Below are 6445 nucleotides of genomic sequence, written 5' to 3'. Positions count from 1 at the left end.
GGCCCGGGGGGGCGGCTTGCATCGCTGCCCGCATCAAGGTGTCTGACCCCGATCGATCAGCCGAGATCAGGATATGTGCGTCTACTCCGAGACGAATTGATTTTGGACACTTCCCATCAACGGCGGTGCTCGTTCAAATAGAGCCAGTTTTCGACCGCAACGTGAGGATTGAGACCATGACCGATGCAACCAAATGGGTATTCGCCTTTGAAGAGGGCGACGGCAAGAACAAGAAGCTGCTCGGCGGCAAGGGCGCCAACCTGTGCGAGATGACCCAGATCGGCCTCAATGTGCCGCCGGGCTTCGTGATCACGACCGAGGCCTGCCTGGCCTATCTGGATACCCCGGACCACAGCCTGCCGGAAGGCGTGATGGAGCAGGTGCGCGACCAGATGGCGGCGCTGGAGCGCAAGACCGGCAAGGGCTTCGGCGATCCGGATAATCCGCTGCTGGTCTCGGTGCGCTCGGGCTCGGCGATGTCGATGCCCGGCATGATGGACACCATCCTGAACCTCGGGCTGAACGAAGAGACCCTGCAAGGCGAGATCAAGGCGACCGGCGACGAGCGCTTCGGCTACGACTCCTATCGGCGCTTCATCCAGCTCTTCGGCAAGGTTGCGCTCGGGGTCGACGACGAGGCCTTCGACCACGAGTTCAATATCGTCAAGGAGGCCGCGCACGCGAAGCAGGACGTCGACCTGTCCGCGGCCGACCTGAAGGAGATGAGCGAGCGTTTCCTGAAGGTGGTCGAGGAGCAGACCGGCAAACCCTTCCCGTCCGACCCCATGGTCCAGCTCGAGATCGCGGTCAAGGCGGTCTTCAACAGCTGGATGGGGCGGCGCGCGGTCGACTACCGCAACCAGTTCCACATCACCCCGGAGATGGCCAACGGTACCGCCGTGAACATCTGCACGATGGTGTTCGGCAACCGCGGCAACGATTCGGCCACCGGCGTCGGCTTCACCCGCAATCCGGGCACCGGCGAGAACAAGCTCTATGGCGAGTTCCTGATCAACGCCCAGGGTGAGGACGTGGTCGCCGGCATCCGCACGCCCAAGCCGCTCGATCGGCTCGAGGTCGAGATGCCGAAGATGGCCGAGGAGCTCGCCGAGCTGCGGGCGAAGCTCGAGAGCCATTATCGGGAGGTGCAGGACTTCGAGTTCACGATCGAGCGCGGCGTGCTCTACTGCCTGCAGACCCGTAACGGCAAGATGAACGCGCACGCGATGGTGCGCACCTCGGTCGAGATGGAGCAGGAGGGCCTGATCAGCAAGGAGCATGCGCTGCAGCGGGTCGATCCGGTCAGCCTCGAGCAGATGCTGTTCCCGCGCCTGGACCCGAGCTCGAAGGTCGAGCCGGTCGCCCAAGGCCTGCCGGCCTCGCCCGGGGCAGCGGCCGGCATCGCGGTGTTCGATGCCGACCGGGCGCACCAGCTCGGCCATGATCTGGGCCAGAAGGTGATCCTGGTGCGCGAGGAGACCAAGCCCGAGGACATCCACGGGTTCTTCGCCTCCAAGGGCATCCTGACCGCGCGCGGCGGCAAGACCTCGCACGCGGCGGTGGTTGCGCGCGGCATGGGCAAGCCCTGCGTGGCCGGCGCCGAGGGCATCAGTGTCGATGTCGCCCGGCGCGAGGCGGTGGTCGGGAACATGAACTTCAAGGAGGGCGACACCATTACGATCGACGGCTCCAACGGGCGCGTCTATCTCGGCGAGATCCCGACCGTGGAACCGGACTTCACGCCGGAGCTCTCGACCCTGCTGCAATGGGCCGATGAGATGTCACGGCTCAAGGTCTTGGCCAACGCCGATACACCGGACGATGCGCGGACCGCACGTAAGTACGGCGCGGTCGGTATCGGGCTGGCGCGCACCGAGCGGATGTTCAATGCCACCGAGCGGCTGCCGCTGGTGATCGAGATGATCGTCGCCGAGACTACCGAGCAGCGCGACGAGGCGCTGGAGGCCCTGCTGCCGCTGCAGCGGCAGGACTTCCGCGAGCTGTTCGAGGTGATGGCGCCGCATCCGGTGACCATTCGGCTGCTCGATCCGCCGATCCACGAGTTCCTGCCGGACGAGCATCAGTTGCAGCAGGACCTGGCCGATCTGCACGCCTTGGCCGGGGCGACGCGCGGCATGACTGCGCTGGCCGGGTCGATGGGCCTGCTGCATACGCCGGACAAGGCGCGCGACGAGTTCGACGCGGTGCGCAAGGTGATGGACCCGATGATGGTCGAGGAGGCGATCGCGAAGAAGGAGGCGATGCTGCGCAAGGTGCGGGCGCTGCACGAGACCAACCCGATGCTCGGTCACCGCGGCGTGCGGCTGGGGATCTCGTTTCCCGAGATCTACAAGATGCAGGTCCGGGCGATCCTCGAGGCCGCGGCCGAGTGCGCCCAGGCCGGGATTGAGATCCAGCCGCAGATCAAGGTACCGCAGGTGTGCACGGTGCAGGAGCTCAGGCGCGTCAAGGCCTATGTCGACGAGAGCCACGCCGAGGTCGAGGCCAAGTACGGTCAGCCGGTCAAGTTCAAGTTCGGCACCATGGTCGAGGTGGTGCGCGCCTGCATGCGCGCCGAGTCACTGGCCGAGGAGGCCGAGTTCTTCTCGTTCGGCACCAACGACCTGACCCAGGCCGTGTTCTCGTTCTCGCGCGAGGACGCCGAGAACAAGTTCCTGCCGTTGTACAACCAGTCCAACATCCTGCAAGACAACCCGTTCGAGGTCTTGGATGTCGAGGGCGTGGGCAAGCTGATGCAACTGGCCGTGGACTGGGGACGCAGCGCGCGCAAGGACCTGCATGTGGGCATCTGCGGTGAGCACGGCGGTCATCCGGGCTCGATCTCGTTCTGCGATCAAGCGGGCCTGGACTATGTGAGCTGCTCAGGTCCGCGGGTGCCGGTTGCAAGGCTGGCGGCCGCGCAGGCGGCGCTGGCGCATCGGCCGCAGTAGTCGCAGGCCGGCTGCGGCCGGCTTCGACGGCATCAGCGCGCGGCGCTGCCTCGTCAGCGCCGCGCGTTGCGGTATCAGTCTGTTTCCTCGGTGCGCTTGGGGCCGCGGCCGGCACCGAGCCAGACCAAGGTCAAGATCCCCATCAGGATCGCGACGGCCCAGTCTAGACCGTTCGGAAACAGCTCAAGACCTGGCGATATGGCGAAGACCAGGAAGAAGAGCAGCGCCATTAGCAAGATCAGTAGGCCGAGCGAACGTCCCAACCGCATCAGCACCGATGAAACAGACATGAGCAAGATCTCCTGGTTTGTCGTGTCGACTGTCTGGGCATAACGCCGAGCACAGTCTATGCTCGCCGCGGCGGCGATCAAGCCCACCGTTGATCTCAGCAAGCCCTGCTTCGTCTGATCGCAGCTAATGCCTGCGCTATCGACGCGCTCGCCAAGTCCGCTCGCGGAATGATTCTTTGGTGATTCTGGACCCGGAATCGACGCCGAGCGTTCGGCGAAGAGTTCAGACTCCGGCTTGCCGCGGATTCTGATAACAGCTCCGGCGCGACGTCGCGACGGCGAACCTCCGCGTCGCGCGGCGACCTCGAAGTCACCTTAAGTTCGCTGCCAAGCGCCTAACCGGACCACGTCGAGTCGGTTGAATTCTGACCGAAAAGCTGCTACCGCTCCTCGTCGGGCATATCAGACTGCTCTTCGAACCTCAGCCGGACGTCGTGGAGGCGCAATGGCGTCAACTTTAGCGTTAAGTCTCTGAAAAGGCTATACTAGCGGCCGTTATTTTGGTCTCGGAGAACCGCCATGAGCAAGCGTTCAGACAGCACGATCACCGCCGCGGAAGCGGAGAAGGTCTCGGTCATTTCAATCAGTTTATAGCCGTATAATAGAAACTTTGTCTTGCAGGGCGACCGTCGGGCGCTTCCGCCTGAAGCCGAACGCCTTTTCCCGGGAGCGTGATCTCCCTTTCGCTCGGCTGGTCACATTCATGCTGAATCTGTGCAAAGGCAGCACGGAGCAGGAGTTGGCCGGGTTGTGCTCGGTGCTGGATGGTCAGGCGGTGGCGGGGACCGTGCCCACGCGCGCAGCCTTCAGCAAGGCCCGTAAGGGACTCTCGGACAAGCTCTTCAGTCACCTGAACCGGCTAGCGATCAAGACCTTCTACCGTGGCTGGTCGACGCCGACGTGGCACGGCTTCCGACTGCGCGCCGTGGATGGCACCACGTTTCGCCTGCCGCCCGGGGAGGCGTTGGAGCGGGCCTTCGGTGCCCAGCGGAACGGTCCGACCTTGGCGCGCGGCTCGATCCTCTATGACATCGGCCATGACCTGGTGCTCGATGCCCAAGTGGCCGCGACCTGCGTCGGCGAGTATGAGTTGGCCATCGAGCATCTTGCGCATGCTGAGCCGGGTGACTTGTTGATCTACGATCGTGGCTATCCGGCCTTCTGGTTGTTCGCCTTACATCGACACTTGGGCATCGACTTCTGCATGCGCCTCTCGCGCAGCAGCTTTGCCCCGGCGCAGGCCTTCTTTGACAGCGCGGAGCGCTCGCGGATCGTCACGCTCAACCCGTCGGCTGAGCAGCGCCGGGCCTGTCGCGATCAGCGTGTCCCGGCCGAGCCGATCCGGGTGCGCCTGGTGCGTGTCACCCTCAGAGGTGGTGAGACGGAGGTCCTGGCGACCTCGGTGCTGGAGGAGGAGCGCTTGCCGGCACGCCTGTTTGCTGCGCTCTATCACCAGCGTTGGAGCGCGGAGGAGCACATCAAACGGCAAAAGCGCTGGGCCGAGATCGAGAATTTTTCCGGGCGCTCCCCGCTTGCGATGCGTCAGGATATCCAGGCCAGGATCCTCGCGATGAATCTCGCCGCCATGGTGCGCAACGTCGCCCAGTTGCTGGCCGAGCGGCGCTTTGCCCATCGCCGGTTCCGCTACCAGGTGCGCGCCTGCAGCACGCTCTCGGCGATGAAGGACAACCTCGTTCGCCTCCTGCTGGGTGATGGCGAGCAGCAGCGCAGACTCCTGGAACGCTTGGTCCTGCACCTGGCTTCAGCCGTTGACGCCGTGCGGCCGAACCGCAGCTTTCCGCGCCAGAACCCCGGCAAGCTCAAGCCCGGATTTCATCCAGCGTATAAGCGGGTGGCTTAAGTTGACGGCATTGCCCTGCGGGCATCCGCCCTAGTGTGCCCGACAGGGGCATGTACTTGTTACCTGAGAGGAGGTAACCGCGAAGAGCGACGAGAAGCGTAGCGAAACCCAAGGTGGACGCCGCGAGGCCAAGCTCAAAGCAGGGTGTAGCCAAGACACGACCGTAGGAACACGAACAGGCAGTGAGGCCGGATACGGGCGATGAGGGTGCTAGCCTGGTAGGGTGGGCACGGTTTTTGTGCCCACGCGGTTCACAACCGAATGTCCTGGGCCATCGCCGACGCTAGACTTACGCGCCCTGTAGCCGGTAGGGGGGGCGTTTTCCTTGGAGAAACTGCGGACGCACCACAAACATGATCTGAGCTCAAGGTGATGTCAATCTCTGCGACTCTCCTTCAACGAGGAAATCCCTGACAATGCCAACCATCAGCATGTTCTATGGAATCATTGTCCGGATGTTATTCCTGGACACCCAACAACATAATCTGCCCCACCTTCACATCGAGTATCAGGGCAAACAGGCAGTCGTTTCTATTCCCGATGGCGATCTCCTTGCCGGCGAGCTTCCGGCGAAAAAGCTAAAACTTGTGCAAGCCTGGATTGCTATTCATGAAGACGAATTGATGGCCGATTGGGCGCTCGCAGTGAAGGGTGAGCCCGTGTTTGCGATCGATCCGCTACGGTGAGGGCCGACCCATGATCGAAGTGACTGCGGTACAGGCGGTTCCCGATTTTCGGCTGGTCTTGACCTTCAATACCGGCGAACGTCGCCGCTTCGACATGCGCCCCTATCTCCATTATCCCGTGTTTCGCCGACTCGAAAACCCAGCATTCTTCGACTTGGCGCGGGTCGACTACGGGACCGTCACCTGGCCGGGCGAGATTGACATTGCGCCGGAGACACTCTACGAGCACGCGATCCCGATAGAGACGGCACTGTCGCTTGCGCCCGCAGCCGGTGAACAACCCACAGAGGCCCCGTGTCGCGGTGTCGGCAGATGAGGGCGGTGCTCGGTTGCGTCTTTTTTGCGGTCACCACCGAGCGGCGAAGGCGGGTGGTGGCAGGGGAGGCGGGACATGACTGAGAGGTAAGCAACGATGAAGACATCTGCAAACGGATTCCTTAGCGCCGCACTGTTGCTGCTCTCACCGCTCGGCCTTCATGCCGGCACCGTTAACTATAGCTACGATGCGCTGCACCGTCTCACCCAAGCCGCAGCAATTCCCGCCATCCTCGGAGATGGCAGCTGACAAGACACGGAGACCGGCATTGAAGATCTCTGGACGCATGGACGCCTCGCTGCAGAGCAACGCTTTGATGAAGCTGGCTTGTTCTCCCCTCA

General features: G+C 63.2%; 6 protein-coding genes. 5 read left to right on the top strand and 1 reads right to left on the bottom strand.

Translation table 11 applies throughout. The features are described from left to right. Positions 1 to 176 precede the first annotated feature (176 nt). Positions 177 to 2951, top strand: a complete 2775-nt coding sequence (ppdK, locus tag CKO40_RS23160) for a pyruvate, phosphate dikinase (protein ID WP_200348823.1) — start codon at positions 177 to 179, stop codon at positions 2949 to 2951. A gap of 74 nt (positions 2952 to 3025) precedes the next feature. On the opposite strand, the gene CKO40_RS23155 is transcribed toward ppdK, so the two are convergent. Beyond that, a complete protein-coding gene (locus tag CKO40_RS23155) occupies positions 3026 to 3241 on the bottom strand; it encodes a hypothetical protein (protein ID WP_200348822.1) in 216 nt (71 codons plus the stop codon). A gap of 610 nt (positions 3242 to 3851) precedes the next feature. On the opposite strand from CKO40_RS23155, the gene CKO40_RS23150 reads away from it, so the two are divergent. The 4 genes from CKO40_RS23150 (at position 3852) to CKO40_RS23135 (ending at position 6353) form a co-directional block, all read left to right on the top strand. Further along, positions 3852 to 5102 carry an IS4 family transposase gene (locus CKO40_RS23150; RefSeq protein WP_200348821.1) on the top strand — a complete coding sequence of 417 codons (1251 nt, stop codon included), beginning with the start codon at positions 3852 to 3854 and terminating at the stop codon, positions 5100 to 5102. Between the two features lie 416 nt (positions 5103 to 5518). After that, positions 5519 to 5788: a DUF4160 domain-containing protein gene (locus CKO40_RS23145; RefSeq protein WP_200348820.1), complete on the top strand. Its 270-nt coding sequence runs from the start codon at positions 5519 to 5521 to the stop codon at positions 5786 to 5788. Between the two features lie 10 nt (positions 5789 to 5798). Continuing rightward, on the top strand, positions 5799 to 6104 hold the full coding sequence (locus CKO40_RS23140) for a DUF2442 domain-containing protein (protein WP_200348819.1): 306 nt from the start codon (positions 5799 to 5801) through the stop codon (positions 6102 to 6104). A 96-nt stretch (positions 6105 to 6200) separates the two neighbouring features. Then, positions 6201 to 6353 (top strand): hypothetical protein, encoded by a 153-nt coding sequence (locus CKO40_RS23135; RefSeq protein ID WP_200348818.1) that lies wholly within the window; start codon positions 6201 to 6203, stop codon positions 6351 to 6353. Positions 6354 to 6445 lie beyond the last annotated feature (92 nt).

This window comes from Halochromatium glycolicum (assembly GCF_016584085.1).
In the GTDB taxonomy this organism is placed as follows: domain Bacteria; phylum Pseudomonadota; class Gammaproteobacteria; order Chromatiales; family Chromatiaceae; genus Lamprobacter; species Lamprobacter glycolicus.
The sequence above is the reverse complement of the archived record's forward strand: the minus strand, read 5'-3'. Positions and strand labels throughout refer to the sequence as shown.

What these genes read in the sequence shown, in the direction of transcription:
- ppdK (WP_200348823.1), top strand. Translation starts at nt 177, where the DNA reads ATGACCGATGCAACCAAATGGGTATTCGCCTTTGAAGAGGGCGACGGC.
- CKO40_RS23155 (WP_200348822.1), bottom strand. Translation starts at nt 3,241, where the DNA reads ATGTCTGTTTCATCGGTGCTGATGCGGTTGGGACGTTCGCTCGGCCTA.
- CKO40_RS23145 (WP_200348820.1), top strand. Translation starts at nt 5,519, where the DNA reads ATGCCAACCATCAGCATGTTCTATGGAATCATTGTCCGGATGTTATTC.
- CKO40_RS23140 (WP_200348819.1), top strand. Translation starts at nt 5,799, where the DNA reads ATGATCGAAGTGACTGCGGTACAGGCGGTTCCCGATTTTCGGCTGGTC.
- CKO40_RS23135 (WP_200348818.1), top strand. Translation starts at nt 6,201, where the DNA reads ATGAAGACATCTGCAAACGGATTCCTTAGCGCCGCACTGTTGCTGCTC.